Below are 12,856 nucleotides of genomic sequence, written 5' to 3' on the forward strand. Positions count from 1 at the left end.
CCCTCAGTCCCATTCCAGGCCGCCGCGCCGCCACACGTAGGCGTAGGCGACGAAGACGGTGAGCACGAAGAGCAGCATCTCCACGAGCCCGAAAAGCCCCAGGGCGTCGAAGGTGACCGCCCAGGGGTAGAGGAAGACGATCTCGATGTCGAAGACGATGAAGAGCATCGCCGTCAGGTAGTACTTGATGGGGAAGCGACCGCCCGTGACCGGCTTGGGCGTCGGCTCGATACCGCACTCGTACGCCTCAAGCTTCGCCCTGTTGTACCGTTTTGGGCCGATTAGCGTGGCCATGACCACGGAGAAGATCGCAAACCCCGCACCCAGGGCGCCGAGCACGAGGATGGGCGCGTACGCATTCACGCTCCTCGCTCCTTCCAGTCGTCCTTGACCGTTGGACCGCACCGTCGGGGTCTTCCTCGCTCAGCAGCCCACAGCCACGCGAAGATCGCGTACATGTGAGGCAGTTCACAAGCCCGACTGTCCCGCATCCTATGCCCGCCCCTCTGTGATCTGCGACACGGGGTGCACCAAGGACTTTGTGATCTCCACCACCTGACGAACGATCATCAAGTCGGATGAGCGGTGATCTTGGCACGCGAAGCGCCCAGGTGATCACCAGTTGTGACATCCGGACCCGAAACCGCTGGTCGAGGGGGGTGCGCACTATCAAGAGTTGGGCGGTACAGGCAAATTGGCGACAGCAGCCGGCCGAGTGATAAGGGATCCCACCGTCGCCCGGTCGGGGGCCTCCGCGTACCGAAGTGGACGCGTGCGTCCGTTCACGAGGGCCGCCGGCGCCCGGAGGGCGCCCCTATGTGACCTGCGCCACACCAGCACCCACCCCGGGAAAGCGGGGCTTGGCCATCGGCGTGAAGAGGTGGTAAGTGGCGGTCAATTCGGACGTTTCGCGGAAAACCCATGATCAAGGGCTTGATCGCCGATGCCCGATTTGCCCGTTACGGCGTCAATAAGGGCCCCAGGAAAGCGGATTGAGCGGTTCCGGTCGTAACTGTGGCGCAACACACGTTTCTTGATGGGAACCGCGATCGCCTGATAGCGGTTGTTCCTATGTCCCAGACCGCTCATATACCCAGCCACCGGAAGCCCCGCCGCAACGCTTCGAAGCTCGCGTTCCGGGCCGGAGTTGCCGGTGGCGTACTCAGCACCATCGCGGTGGCCGGTGCCGCCGGGCCGGCCAACGCCGAGCCGCTGACCGAGACCATCGAGATGCCCACGCTGGGCTCGCTCGACACCGACCTGGCGAGCGTCGTCTCCGCGTCGGCGGAGGCGTCCCAGCAGGAGGCCCTCGACCAGAGCCTGCGCGCTCAGGAGGACGCCGCCCTCCAGAAGGCCGCCAAGGCGGCCAAGAAGGCCAAGGCGGAGGCCGACCGCAAGGCCGAGGCCGAGAAGGCGGAGAAGGCCCGCGCCGAGGCCCGTGACCGCGCCTCGCGCACCGCGAGCCGCACCTCGCTCTCCGCGTACTCCGCGAGCGACTCCTCCGACAGCACCTCGCAGGTCGCCACCGGCTCCGCCGCGGCGATCGTCGCCTTCGCCAAGGCGCAGCTCGGCGACGCCTACGTGTCCGGCGGCACCGGCCCGAACTCCTGGGACTGCTCGGGCCTCGTGCAGGCCGCGTACCGTCAGGCCGGCATCGACCTGCCCCGCGTCTCCAGCTCGCAGTCCAGCATGGGCACGTCCGTCTCGCTGAGCAGCCTCCAGCCGGGCGACATCCTCTACTGGGGCAGCCGCAGCGGCTCGTACCACGTGGCCGTCTACGTGGGCGGCGGCAAGTACGTCGGCGCGCAGAACCCGTCCACCGGCGTGGTCGAGCGCTCCCTGGACTGGGACATGCCGTCCGGAGCCGTGCGTATCCTCTGATTTCGGGCGCTTCGGGATTCTCCGTCGCTTCCCTTGCCATAACAGTGAAAAGCCGTCACTCCTCGGGGGAGTGACGGCTTTTCGCGGTTCGGGCCCCGACCGGGGCGGAGGGCCCTCGGGGCGGGCGGGGGCCCGGGAGCCGCGCGAGGCTCCCCGGACCCCTCCCCCGACCCTCCGAAGGGCGGGAGGTGCGGCTCAGGCTTTCGGGGCCACCTTGGTTCCACCGAGGTGACCATCGGACGGGAAATTTCCTACCACCGGTGGTACGTTTTAGGCATGAGCAGCCACGTGGCACCCCAGGCCGTCGAGCGGGCCGGCAAGAGATCCGTGTCGCTCGCCCAGTCGCTGATCAAGGAAGTCGAGGAACGCGCGGGCAAGAGCGGGTTCTCCTCCGTCGTGGCCGAAGCCCTGGAGGAATGGCTCGCCGCACAGAAGCTCCGCGAGGTCGTGACCGCCGACCGCAAGGCTTTCGACCCCGTCTCCGCTGAAGCACGGCGGCAGGCGGAACAGGAGTGGTGAGCAAGCGCCTCAAGATCAAGGCAAAGAGCGAGGGCACGCTCGTCCTTGATGCCCAAGGTCTCTCACTGCATGTCGACGGCGACGAGGGGATGCGCGCGCGCATCGAGGTCGCTCAGCAGAGCGGCCGGCGCGTCGCGCTGTCCGCCCTGACTCCCCTGGAGGTGCGCCGAACCGGCGAGGCCGGCAAGCGACTCCAGTTCCTGCTTTCCCGTTTTGATGTGAAACCGGTCAACGACGCGGTGACAGAAGCCGCAGCGAAGCTGCTGGATGCCTCGGGCCTCGACGGGCACGAATGCCTCGTGGACGCACTCGTGGTCGCCACGGCCGCACTCTGCACTCCCCCGGTGCTCCTCGTCACTTCTGACAAGTCGCCCATCCCAGCGCTGTGCAAGGCTGCCGAGGAGCTACCGGGCTCACCGAAAGTGAAGATCGTCAACGTGTGACGGCCGACGGCCGCGAGCCGGGCCGCTCGACTGTCCGACGAGCGGCCCGGCCTTGACCGATCAAGCGCGGGGAGCCACCTTCGAGAGCCCGTTGATGATGCGGTCCATCGCGTCGCCGCCCGTCGGGTCCGTGAGGTTCGCCAGCATCTTCAGCGTGAACTTCATCAGGACCGGGTGGGTCAGGCCCCGCTGCGTCGCGATCTTCATGATCTTCGGATTGCCGATGATCTTCACGAAGGCGCGGCCCAGCGTGTAGTAGCCGCCGTAGGTGTCCTTCAGGATCTTCGGGTAGTTGTGCAGCGCCAGTTCGCGCTGCGCGGGGGTCGCCCGGGCGTGTGCCTGGACGATGACGTCGGCCGCGATCTGGCCCGACTCCATCGCGTAGGCGATGCCCTCTCCGTTGAACGGGTTGACCAGGCCGCCCGCGTCGCCGACGAGCAGCAGGCCCTTGGTGTAGTGCGGCTGGCGGTTGAAGGCCATCGGGAGCGCGGCGCCGCGGATCGGCGTCGTCATGTTGTCCGGGGTGAAGCCCCAGTCCTCGGGCATGGAGGCGCACCAGGCCTTGAGGACCTCGCGCCAGTCCAGCTCCTTGAAGGCCGAGGAGGAGTTGAGGATGCCGAGGCCGACGTTGGACGTGCCGTCGCCCATGCCGAAGATCCAGCCGTAGCCGGGCAGGAGCCGGTCCTGCGGGCCGCGCCGGTCCCAGAGCTCCAGCCAGGACTCCAGGTAGTCGTCTTCGTGGCGGGGCGAGGTGAAGTAGGTGCGGACCGCGACACCCATCGGCCGGTCCTCGCGCCGGTGCAGGCCCATGGCGAGGGACAGCCGGGTGGAGTTGCCGTCGGCCGCCACGACGAGCGGCGCGTGGAAGGTGACTTCGCGCTTGTCCTCGCCGAGCTTGGCGTGGACGCCGGTGATCCGGCCGGTGCGCTCGTCGACGACGGGCGCCCCGACGTTGCAGCGCTCGTACAGCCGGGCGCCGGCCTTCTGCGCCTGCCGGGCGAGCTGCTCGTCGAAGTCGTCGCGCTTGCGGACGAGTCCGTAGTCCGGGTACGAGGCGAGGTCGGGCCAGTCGAGCTGGAGGCGCACGCCGCCGCCGATGATCCGCAGGCCCTTGTTGCGCAGCCAGCCGGCCTCTTCGGAGATGTCGATGCCCATGGCGACCAGCTGCTTGGTGGCGCGCGGGGTGAGGCCGTCGCCGCAGACCTTCTCGCGGGGGAACGCGGTCTTCTCCAGCAGCAGGACGTCGAGTCCGGCCTTGGCGAGGTAGTAAGCGGTCGTGGAGCCGGCCGGGCCTGCCCCGACGACGATCACGTCTGCGCTGTGCTCGGAGAGGGGCTCGGTCACGGCGGGGTCTCCCGAAGACTGGACGGCGTTGATACCGGCCAGTCTATGGGGGCGTCCCGCGGCCCGGGCCGAGGGCCACCCCGCGGACGGGGCGGCCGGCGGCCGCGGGACGCGCGGGCCCGTCGCCGGGGGCGTCAGACGGTCTTGAAGCCCCGGTGCATCGCCACGATGCCGCCGCTCAGGTTGCGCCAGGCGACCTTCGACCAGCCGGCCTTCTGCAGCAGGCCCGCGAGGGTCGGCTGGTCCGGCCAGGACTGGATGGACTCGGCGAGGTACACGTAGGCGTCCGGGTTGGACGAGACCGCGCGGGCCACCGGCGGCAGCGCCCGCATCAGGTACTCCTCGTACACCGTGCGGAACGGCGCCCACGTCGGGTGGGAGAACTCGCAGATCACGACCCGGCCGCCCGGCTTCGTCACGCGGTACAGCTCGCGCAGCGCCGCGTCCGTGTCCTGGATGTTGCGCAGGCCGAAGGAGATCGTGACCGCGTCGAAGACGTCGTCGCGGAAGGGCAGGCGGGTGCCGTCGCCGGCGGTCAGCGGCAGCCAGCCGTGCCGCTTCTTGCCCTCGCGCAGCATGCCGAGCGAGAAGTCGCAGGGCACGACGTACGCGCCGGTCGCCGCGAAGGGCAGCGACGAGGTGCCGGTGCCGGCGGCCAGGTCCAGGATCCGCTGCGCCGGGCGGGCGTCGACCGCCTTGGCGACCTCCTTGCGCCAGCGCCGGTCCTGGCCGAGCGAGAGCACGTCGTTGGTCAGGTCGTAGTTCGCCGCCACGTCGTCGAACATCGAGGCGACTTCGTGCGGCTGCTTGTCCAGGGTTGCTCGCGTCACGCGGCCATTGTCGCAGCCCTGTGAATCCGTTCTCGAACCGCTTCGGCCTTTCGGGCACGGCACGGGTCGGGAGGCGGCCGGAGGGTTCAGCGGCGCCGGAAGACCAGCCGGCCGGAGAGCACGGTCGCGACGCAGGTCCCCGCGCCGCGGGCGGCGAGTTCGGCCTCGTCCCGCACGTCGAAGACGGCGAAGTCGGCTTCGACGCCCACGGGGCCCAGCGGCCTCAGGACCGCGTCCGCGAGCGGGCGGCCGTCCGCCAGCGGATCCAGCGACGGAGGACCCGCGGGTTCGTGGAGGCGCTGCTCCCTGCTCAGGCCCGCGCGCGTCACCGCGTCCACGACCGCGGGTCGCCACAGGTCGCCGGCCACCGCGACCGTCCCGTGCGCGAGCATCCGCTGGACGCCCCGGCGGGCGCTCGCGCCCCAGCGGGCGTCGGTCATGCCCAGGGCGGCGAGGGCGCTCGCGCCCGTGATCGGCTCGGTGCCGAGTTCCGCGGCCTCGCGCGGGTCCGGGTGGTAGGACCGCTCCAGGAGCTCGGGGCCGTGGAGGTTCACCAGCCCCGGGGTCAGCACGCCCGGCCAGCGCCGCACCCGCGCGCCGGGGTGGGCGGCGGCGAGGTCCTCGTACGGGCCGGTCGCGGCGACCAGCGAGCCCCGGACGACGACGGCCCCGCCCGGCACGGGCGCGTGGCGCCCGCCGGGCAGGACCAGGTCCGCCGCGTGGATCGTCAGCACGGCCGCGTCAGGTGGCGGCGATGATCTGGAGCTCCGGGTGGGCCGTGCCGCCCTCCAGCGCCGTCGACGAGATGTGCGAGGCGACCCGCTCGTCGACCGGGTCGTTCGCCGGGTCGTCGTGCACGACCAGGTGCTCGTACGTCGTCGCCCGCTGCGCGGGGACCCGGCCGGCCTTGCGGATCAGGTCGATGATCTCCAGGCGGTTCGAGCGGTGCTTGGCACCCGCCGAGGAGACCACGTTCTCCTCCAGCATGATCGAGCCGAGGTCGTCCGCGCCGTAGTGCAGCGACAGCTGGCCGACCTCCTTGCCGACGGTCAGCCAGGAGCCCTGGATGTGCGCGATGTTGTCCATGAAGAGCCGCGCGATGGCGATCATCCGCAGGTACTCGAAGATCGTCGCCTGGGTCCGGCCCTTGAGGTGGTTGTTCTCGGGCTGGTACGTGTACGGGATGAAGGCCCGGAAGCCGCCCGTCCGGTCCTGCACGTCGCGGATCATCCGCAGGTGCTCGATGCGCTCGGCGTTCGTCTCGCCGGTGCCCATCAGCATCGTGGAGGTGGACTCCACGCCCAGGCCGTGCGCGATCTCCATGATCTCCAGCCACCGCTCGCCGCTCTCCTTGAGCGGGGCGATCGCCTTGCGGGGGCGGGCGGGCAGGAGTTCGGCGCCGGCACCGGCGAAGGAGTCGAGACCGGCCGCGTGGATCCGGGTGATCGCCTCCTCGACGGAGACCCCGCTGATCCGGGCCATGTGCTCGACCTCGGACGCGCCGAGGGAGTGGATGACGAGCTCCGGGAAGTCCTTCTTGATGGCGGAGAAGTGCTTCTCGTAGTACTCGACGCCGTAGTCCGGGTGGTGACCGCCCTGGAACATGATCTGGGTGCCGCCGAGCTCCACCGTCTCCGCGCAGCGCCGCAGGATGTCGTCGAGGTCGCGGGTCCAGCCCTTGGCGGTGTCCTTGGGCGGCGCGTAGAAGGCGCAGAACTTGCACGCCGTGACGCACACGTTCGTGTAGTTGATGTTCCGCTCGACGATGTACGTGGCGATGTGCTCGGTACCCGCGTAGCGGCGGCGGCGCACGGCGTCGGCGGCCGCGCCCAGCGCGTGCAGCGGCGCCGAGCGGTAGAGGTCGAGCGCCTCCTCGGGGGTGATCCGGCCACCCTCTGCGGCGCGGTCGAGGACGGACTGAAGGTCGGCCTTCTCGGTCACCGGGTGAGTCCCTTTCGGAGGGGTTCTGGTCGGACCGAACCAGCCTACGCCAGCGGTTCTCAGGACTTTCGCAGGGTGCCCGTCGGCTTCCCGGCGGCCTCCTCCTCGGAACGGTAGGCGACGGTGCCGTCCTCGCCGAGCGTGAGGGTGAGGGACGAGGTCCCGGTGGTGCACAGGCCGGCCGTGCCGGGGCGGTCGGGGTCGGTCCGTTCGGTGATCCGCAGCTCGGTCGCGGAGGCGGAGGCCAGCTTCCCGATGCCGTGGCAGCGCACGGTGGTGCCGAGAAAAGTGATCTCGTGCGTGGTGCGCACCACGTCCTCGCCGGTCCGGCCCGCGGCGACGACGGCGGTGAAGTCCCCGTGCGGCGAGCCGTTGCGTTCGGTGGTCGGGCCGGTCCACGTGCCGACGAAGGCGGCGGGCACGCCGCCGCTCTCCGCCGAGGCGGAGGGCGCGGCCGTGGTCGGCGCGGTCGCGGCCGGCGGGCTCGACGTCCTCCCGCCGGAGTCGCCGGCGTTCGTGTCGTCACCGCCGCCGGGCATCAGGTCGAAGAGGAATCCGGCGCCCAGGGTGACGGCGGCCAGCGCCCCGGCGACGGCGAGGGCGACCGAGCAGCTGACCCGCCGTCCCGTGGCGACGGACAGGGTGAGGCTCCGGCCCGTGCCGCCCTCGGGCCGCCCGGCGGCGCCCGGGGCCCCGCCGGTTCCGGGGGCGGTCGGCCCGCCGTCCCGGGGCGGGGGGACCTCGCCCATGCCGACCGGTTCGAAGGGCGGCCCGAAGGTCCCGACGGACGGGGAGCTGAAGGGCACCGGGCCGGACAGGCCCGCGTCCCGCGCGGCCGGTTCCAGTTCCAGGAGCCGTACGGCGGTCCTGCTGACCTCCTCGACCAGGGGGCCCGGCAGCCAGCCGCCCGCCACCAGCGACGCGGCGCCGCCCGGCGCGAGGACGGCCGCGGCCCGTGCCGGGGACGGGCGGGCGGCCGGGTCCTTGGCCAGGCAGGCGCCGACCAGTGCGCGCAGCTCGCCGGCCAGCGCGCCCAGTTCGGGCTCCTCGTGGACGACCTTGTAGAGCAGGGCGGCCGAGGTGTCGCCGGGGAAGGGCGGGGCGCCGGTGGCCGCGTAGACGAGGACCGCGCCGAGCGAGAACACGTCGCCGGCGCCGGTGGTGCCCGCGCCGAGGATCTGTTCGGGCGCCATGTAGCCGGGCGAGCCGACGGAGACGCCGGTCGCGGTGAGCGAGGCCGTGCCGTCGGTGGCGCGGGCGATGCCGAAGTCGATGAGCCGGGGCCCGTCGAGGGTGAGGATCAGGTTGGACGGCTTCACGTCGCGGTGCACCAGGCCGAGCGCGTGGACACCGGACAACGCCTCGGCGAGGCCCGCGCCGAGGGTCCTCACGGTGTGCTCGGGCAGCGGGCCGAGCGTCTCGACGGCCCGGGCCAGGGTCGGCCCGGCGACGTAACCGCTGGCCACCCAGGGCACGGCGGCCTCGGTGTCGGCGTCCAGGACCGGCGCGGTCCAGGCTCCGCCGACCCGGCGCGCGGCCTCGACCTCCCGCCGGAACCGCTCCCTGAACTGCTCGTCCAGCGCGAAGTGCGGGTGCACGACCTTCACGGCGACGGTCCGGCCGCCCGCGTTGCGGGCGAGGTAGACGCGCCCCATGCCGCCGGCGCCGAGTCTGCCGAGGAGACGGTAGGCCCCGATGGTCGTCGGTTCCCCTGCTTCGAGCGGCTGCATGGTTCTCCTTCTAGCAGCGTGGAGCTCCCCGTGGGCGGATTCGTGAGGATTCGCGGCCCCGCCGAGCCAACCGAAGGGGCGTCAGGCCCCTCCTCCTTCTCGTCAACCCCCTTGATACCCGTCGTGTCCGAAAGCACCCGGAGTCGCTCCATGAAACGCCTGCCCAGGATCCTCGCCGCCGCTCTCGCGCTCGGCTCCGTCGCCGCGCTGGTCACCGGCTGCTCCGAGGAGGAGGCCCCGCTGACGTTCGACACCCCGAGGGCCTCGTCCGGCAGCGCCGGGCGGGCCGGGGAGACCGGGGGGCGACGGCCCGTGCACGCCCGCGGGCCCGAGACCGTCTTCCCGACGGGCCCCCGGGCGAGCTTCACCACGGCCAACACCCTGGACGACGGCACCAAGGTGGGCGTCACCACGCTCCGGGGCGAGAAGTCCGGTTTCACGGGCAAGGTGTGGGTGTGGGCGCCCCAGCAGTATTTCGACCCGAAGTACGCGGAGAGCGGCTTCCCGGTCCTCGTCGCGCTGCCGGGAGGAAAGGGCTATCCGGTGAATTACTGGATGGGCGGGGACCTCAAACTCCAGCAGCGCATCAGCGCGTGGTCGCGGGAGGGAAAGAGCCTGCCGTTCATCGTCGTGATGCCGGTTCTCAACCCGGACGCCAAGTTCTACTACGACGGCAGCGATATTCCGGGGCAGCCGCGAATGGGCACCTGGCTCACCGAGGACGTGCCGGATTTCGTGCGGGCGAATTTCCGCACCTTCAAGTCCCGTGACGGCTGGGGGTTCATGGGGTCGTCCTCGGGTGCCTTCGTCGGACTCAAGTCGGTGCTCCAGCACCCGGACAAGTTCAAGGCCGTCATCGCCTCGGGGCCCGACACGGTCCCCGATTCACCGCTGTGGGCGGGGCACGAGGCCGAACGCCAGGCGAACAACCCGGAGAAGCTCGCCCAGGCCCTCGGCGCGAAGCCGGACACCCGGGCGAACGAGACCTACCTCGCGTTCCAGATCGGGACCAAGGAGTCGGGGATGGCCCGGCTGAAGGCGTTCATGAGGAAGTACACCAAGGGCCCGGTGAAGTCCCGCCTCCAGGTCATCCAGGACGGCGGGCACGACGCCAGGAGCTACATGCGGGGCATGGACGAGGGCTCGATGGAGTGGATCAGCCGCCACATGCAGGGCCCGGTCGCCGCCCCGTAGGCCGTCCGCGGACGCCCTCGGAGCGGCGGCCGGCCGCCGCCGGGCTACCGGTGGCCCAGCAGCTCGACCTGCACGTTCGCCGGGAAGCCGGTCGTCGGACCGGTCCGGCGGGCGAACTCCCGCACGCCCGCGAGCTGCTCGGGCCCGAAGCGGAAATCGAGCGTCCGGAAGTACCGCTCCAGGAGCTCCGCGTCGAAGGACTCCCAGCGTGCGGCCTGCTCGGCGACCTTGGCGACCTCCACGAGCGACAGGTCGCGCGAGGCCAGGAACGCCTCGTGGACCTCGCGGACGGTCTCCGGCTGCTCCGCCAGGTAGTCCTTGCGCGCCGCCCACACCGCGAAGACGAAGGGGAGCCCCGTCCAGTCCTTCCACATCAGCCCCAGGTCGTGGACCTGGAGGCCGAGCCGCGGGGCGTCGTGCAGCGAGGCCCGCAGGGCCGCGTCGCCGATCAGGACGGCGGCGTCCGCCTCCTGCATCATCAGCCCCAGGTCGGGCGGGCAGGTGTAGTAGTCCGGGCGGACGCCGTACTGCTCGGCCAGCAGCAGCTGGGCCAGCCGTACGGAGGTGCGGGAGGTCGAGCCGAGGGCCACCCGCGCCCCGTCCAGCCGGTCCAGCGGGCGCTGGGAGACGATCACGCAGGACATCACGGGGCCGTCGCAGCCCACCGCGATGTCCGGCAGGGCGACCAGGTCGTCCGCGTTCCGGAGATATTCGACGAGGGTGATGGGGCCGATATCGAGGTCGCCCCGGACCAGCCGCTCGCTGAGCTTCTCCGGGGTGTCCTTGGTCAGCTCCAGATCGAGGAGCGTTCCGGTACGGGCCAGGCCCCAGTAGAGGGGCAGACAGTTCAGGAACTGGATGTGCCCGACGCGGGGTCGGCTGCGCTGGTGGTCATCGGTTGCATTGTCCACATCGCGAGGCTAGACCCGTCTCGTACGGTGGACATCGCCGGGGCGCGCGTCAGCACGCCGTCGCACGTCAAACGTGCGGGTGACGTGATCTTTCCCTCTAGTGCGCCGCACACCCTGCGTGCTACGCTCATCGCAAGTTGCAGTTTGGTTTCCCTTGCAGTACAGAGCCTGCGGAGCATGTGACCCGCAGGCTTTTGTAGTTTTCAGACTTCTTTGCAGGTTCTGGAGCAGGGCAACCCTTTGGCCCAAGGAGGGCTTATGGCTACCGGAACCGTCAAGTGGTTCAACGCTGAAAAGGGCTTCGGCTTCATCGCCCAGGACGGCGGCGGCCCGGATGTCTTCGTCCACTACTCCGCGATCAACGCGTCCGGGTTCCGCTCCCTCGAGGAGAACCAGGTCGTGAACTTCGACGTCACGCAGGGTCCGAAGGGCCCGCAGGCGGAGAACGTCACCCCGGCCTAAGTTGCCCGGGTCGGCGATCGCGCACGGCTAGAGAAGTACCCAAGGAGCCCCGCTCCGTGTCCTCGGGCACGAGCGGGGCTCCTGCCTTCGCGGCGGACGGATCCCGGTGTCAGCAGTTCGGGATCACGGTGCCGCTGTTGTCGCGGGCCTCGTCGTTGCCCCAGCGGGAGAGGTAGTACGCGGAGACGTACGCGCCCCGGCCGTTCTTGCCGGCGTAGACGGTGTCCAGGTCGGTCCGCAGCCACCAGTGGTTGTAGTTGCCGGAGGCGTCCCTGATCTCCTGGCCCCAGACCTTGCAGTAGACGTAGTTCGTGCCCGCGTTCAGCACGCCCTGGGCGTCGGCCGTGTTCGCCTGGGCGTAGCCGGTGGCGTTGGCGAACGTGTCGACCCAGTACGTGCCGCCGCCGCCCGAGCAGCCGTTGTCGCTGGTCAGGTGCTTGGATCCGTACGAGCCCGGATAGGGCGCGAGGGAGACCCCGTTGATCGCGATCGACTGGCCCACGCCGTTGTAGAGCTGCTCGTAGTGGATGTGGGCGCCGGAGCTGTTGCCGGTGGAGCCGGTGGTGCCGACCTGCCCGCCCTGGTTCACCCAGGCCCCGTTCGCGACGGAGTAGGCGCTGAGGTGGAAGTAGTACGTCTTCCAGCCGCCACCGTGGTCGATCACGATGTAGTTGCCCGCGCCGCTGGGCTGCGAGTGGCGGGTGGCCGTGCCGGACGCCGAGGCGAGGACCGGGGTGCCCGCGGGCGTCCCGCCGTCGGACCTGACGAAGTCGAGCGCCTGACGCACCTCGGCGGAGTGGTGGCTGTAGGTCCACTTCTGGCCGCAGGGGAAGGGCGCCTTGAAGACGGGGGCCGCGTGGGCGGTCCCGGCGGTGAGGGCGGTCAGCAGTCCGGCCAGCAGGGTGAGCAGGGTGCCGGCCAGGGTGATCCGTAAGGTGCGAGGGGAACGCATCCGTCCTCCGGGTGTGGGGGGCCTCCGCGGGGGCCCGTGGGTGGGGCCGTGCGTGTGCGGTCGTGGGGTGCGTGCGGGGTCGTGCGGGTGCGCGGACGACAGCGTGCCGGAAGATCACGTTTCGCAGTAGACCCTCGTCTCCCCCTTTCGCAGGGGCCCCTGCCGTCTCCCCTGTTCCGGGGCCGGACTCGTAGGCTGGAGTCATGACCGAACGCAAACCGCCCGGCGTCAGCTTCGAGTCATTCGTGGACAAGCAGATCCGCGAGGCCGCCGAACGCGGTGAGTTCTCGCGACTGTCCGGCTTCGGCAAGCCGCTCGACGACGACCGGGCCCCTTATGACGAGCTGTGGTGGATCAAGGGAAAGATGCACCGCGAGGGCGCGTCCGTCCTGCCGCCGTCACTGACCCTGCGCAAGGAGGCCGAGGACGCCGTCGAGGCGGTCGGCCGGGCGGTCTCCGAGAGCCAGGTGCGGCGGATCCTCGGCGAGATCAACACCAAGATCGCCGAGGCGCTGCGCCGGCCGCCCGCGGGCCCGCCGCTGAACCTCACGCCGTTCGACGTCGAGTCGATGGTGGAGAGGTGGCGGAAGCATCGGGAGTCCGGGCAGGGCACGGGCGCTTCCTCCGGCTGACACCGGCCTCCTCCACC

Annotated in this window: 14 protein-coding genes; 6 read left to right on the forward strand and 8 right to left on the reverse strand. The window is 70.8% G+C overall.

Going from position 1 to position 12,856, the window contains the following annotated elements; genetic code table 11:
• Positions 1-3 precede the first annotated feature (3 nt).
• Entirely contained in the window at positions 4-363 is a 360-nt protein-coding gene (locus ACE1OA_RS14950) for an NADH-quinone oxidoreductase subunit A (protein ID WP_147976063.1), read from the reverse strand.
• Positions 364-1,071: 708 nt separating this feature from the next.
• Between ACE1OA_RS14950 and ACE1OA_RS14955 the strand changes: the two genes are divergently transcribed.
• The 3 genes from ACE1OA_RS14955 to ACE1OA_RS14965 all read left to right on the forward strand — a co-directional run bounded on the left by ACE1OA_RS14955 (position 1,072) and on the right by ACE1OA_RS14965 (position 2,843).
• A complete protein-coding gene (locus ACE1OA_RS14955) occupies positions 1,072-1,881 on the forward strand; it encodes a C40 family peptidase (protein ID WP_356599823.1) in 810 nt (269 codons plus the stop codon).
• Positions 1,882-2,157: 276 nt separating this feature from the next.
• Positions 2,158-2,400, forward strand: coding sequence for a hypothetical protein (locus tag ACE1OA_RS14960; RefSeq protein ID WP_432752886.1), 243 nt, complete (start codon positions 2,158-2,160; stop codon positions 2,398-2,400).
• The gene (locus tag ACE1OA_RS14965; protein ID WP_432752887.1) at positions 2,397-2,843 is read left to right on the forward strand and encodes a DNA-binding protein; all 447 of its coding nucleotides are present in this window, start codon (positions 2,397-2,399) and stop codon (positions 2,841-2,843) included. Before ACE1OA_RS14960 ends, ACE1OA_RS14965 begins: the two co-directional genes overlap by 4 nt.
• 60 nt (positions 2,844-2,903) lie before the next feature.
• Here the strand turns inward: ACE1OA_RS14965 and ACE1OA_RS14970 are convergent, their stop codons facing one another.
• The 5 genes from ACE1OA_RS14970 to ACE1OA_RS14990 form a co-directional block, all read right to left on the reverse strand.
• Positions 2,904-4,187 carry a geranylgeranyl reductase family protein gene (locus ACE1OA_RS14970; protein ID WP_384871322.1) on the reverse strand — a complete coding sequence of 428 codons (1,284 nt, stop codon included), beginning with the start codon at positions 4,185-4,187 and terminating at the stop codon, positions 2,904-2,906.
• A gap of 134 nt (positions 4,188-4,321) precedes the next feature.
• Complete coding sequence (locus ACE1OA_RS14975) at positions 4,322-5,017, reverse strand: demethylmenaquinone methyltransferase (RefSeq protein WP_147976065.1); 696 nt, start codon at positions 5,015-5,017, stop codon at positions 4,322-4,324.
• Between the two features lie 86 nt (positions 5,018-5,103).
• Positions 5,104-5,751, reverse strand: coding sequence for an amidohydrolase family protein (locus tag ACE1OA_RS14980; protein WP_384871318.1), 648 nt, complete (start codon positions 5,749-5,751; stop codon positions 5,104-5,106).
• A gap of 7 nt (positions 5,752-5,758) precedes the next feature.
• A complete protein-coding gene (mqnC, locus tag ACE1OA_RS14985) occupies positions 5,759-6,958 on the reverse strand; it encodes a cyclic dehypoxanthinyl futalosine synthase (protein ID WP_147976067.1) in 1,200 nt (399 codons plus the stop codon).
• 59 nt (positions 6,959-7,017) lie between these two features.
• Entirely contained in the window at positions 7,018-8,688 is a 1,671-nt protein-coding gene (locus ACE1OA_RS14990; RefSeq protein WP_432752888.1) for a serine/threonine-protein kinase, read from the reverse strand.
• 150 nt (positions 8,689-8,838) lie between these two features.
• On the opposite strand from ACE1OA_RS14990, the gene ACE1OA_RS14995 reads away from it, so the two are divergent.
• Positions 8,839-9,882: an alpha/beta hydrolase gene (locus ACE1OA_RS14995; protein WP_356599834.1), complete on the forward strand. Its 1,044-nt coding sequence runs from the start codon at positions 8,839-8,841 to the stop codon at positions 9,880-9,882.
• Positions 9,883-9,926: 44 nt separating this feature from the next.
• On the opposite strand, the gene ACE1OA_RS15000 is transcribed toward ACE1OA_RS14995, so the two are convergent.
• Positions 9,927-10,793, reverse strand: coding sequence for a menaquinone biosynthetic enzyme MqnA/MqnD family protein (locus ACE1OA_RS15000; RefSeq protein WP_356599836.1), 867 nt, complete (start codon positions 10,791-10,793; stop codon positions 9,927-9,929).
• A 258-nt stretch (positions 10,794-11,051) separates the two neighbouring features.
• On the opposite strand from ACE1OA_RS15000, the gene ACE1OA_RS15005 reads away from it, so the two are divergent.
• Positions 11,052-11,255, forward strand: a complete 204-nt coding sequence (locus ACE1OA_RS15005) for a cold-shock protein (RefSeq protein ID WP_003967102.1) — start codon at positions 11,052-11,054, stop codon at positions 11,253-11,255.
• A 109-nt stretch (positions 11,256-11,364) separates the two neighbouring features.
• Here the strand turns inward: ACE1OA_RS15005 and ACE1OA_RS15010 are convergent, their stop codons facing one another.
• Positions 11,365-12,207: a M23 family metallopeptidase gene (locus tag ACE1OA_RS15010; RefSeq protein WP_432752889.1), complete on the reverse strand. Its 843-nt coding sequence runs from the start codon at positions 12,205-12,207 to the stop codon at positions 11,365-11,367.
• 203 nt (positions 12,208-12,410) lie between these two features.
• On the opposite strand from ACE1OA_RS15010, the gene ACE1OA_RS15015 reads away from it, so the two are divergent.
• Positions 12,411-12,839: a DUF1992 domain-containing protein gene (locus ACE1OA_RS15015; protein WP_356599840.1), complete on the forward strand. Its 429-nt coding sequence runs from the start codon at positions 12,411-12,413 to the stop codon at positions 12,837-12,839.
• The last annotated feature ends 17 nt before the right edge of the window (positions 12,840-12,856 follow it).

Source organism: Streptomyces sp. JL2001, from assembly GCF_050917515.1.
GTDB lineage: Bacteria > Actinomycetota > Actinomycetes > Streptomycetales > Streptomycetaceae > Streptomyces.

What these genes read in the sequence shown, in the direction of transcription:
- ACE1OA_RS14955 (WP_356599823.1), top strand. Translation starts at nt 1,072, where the DNA reads ATGTCCCAGACCGCTCATATACCCAGCCACCGGAAGCCCCGCCGCAAC.
- ACE1OA_RS14960 (WP_432752886.1), top strand. Translation starts at nt 2,158, where the DNA reads ATGAGCAGCCACGTGGCACCCCAGGCCGTCGAGCGGGCCGGCAAGAGA.
- ACE1OA_RS14990 (WP_432752888.1), bottom strand. Translation starts at nt 8,688, where the DNA reads ATGCAGCCGCTCGAAGCAGGGGAACCGACGACCATCGGGGCCTACCGT.
- ACE1OA_RS14995 (WP_356599834.1), top strand. Translation starts at nt 8,839, where the DNA reads ATGAAACGCCTGCCCAGGATCCTCGCCGCCGCTCTCGCGCTCGGCTCC.
- ACE1OA_RS15005 (WP_003967102.1), top strand. Translation starts at nt 11,052, where the DNA reads ATGGCTACCGGAACCGTCAAGTGGTTCAACGCTGAAAAGGGCTTCGGC.
- ACE1OA_RS15010 (WP_432752889.1), bottom strand. Translation starts at nt 12,207, where the DNA reads ATGCGTTCCCCTCGCACCTTACGGATCACCCTGGCCGGCACCCTGCTC.
- ACE1OA_RS15015 (WP_356599840.1), top strand. Translation starts at nt 12,411, where the DNA reads ATGACCGAACGCAAACCGCCCGGCGTCAGCTTCGAGTCATTCGTGGAC.